We start from the raw sequence: 215 nt of genomic DNA on the forward strand, positions 1-215 counted from the left end.
GCCGCCGTCGTCACGTTGGTGCTGCTGCTGACCGAGGTCACCAGCAACACCGCCACGGCCGCGACCTTCATCCCCGTGCTCGGCGGCGTCGCCGCCGGCCGCGGCGTCGACCCGGTGACCCAGCTGATCCCGGCGGCGCTCGCGGCGACGTGCGCCGTCATGCTGCCCGTCGGCACCCCGCCCAACGCCATCGTCTTCGGGACCGGCGCGGTGCG

The 215-nt window shown here is 75.8% G+C and carries 1 protein-coding gene; it reads left to right on the forward strand.

What is annotated here, in order from left to right; genetic code table 11:
• The coding region (locus QWJ41_RS21735; RefSeq protein WP_302710579.1) for an anion permease at window positions 1-215 on the forward strand (215 nt) is incomplete at both ends.

The sequence above is a fragment of the Nocardioides cremeus genome, assembly GCF_030518195.1.
In the GTDB taxonomy this organism is placed as follows: Bacteria; Actinomycetota; Actinomycetes; order Propionibacteriales; family Nocardioidaceae; genus Nocardioides; species Nocardioides cremeus.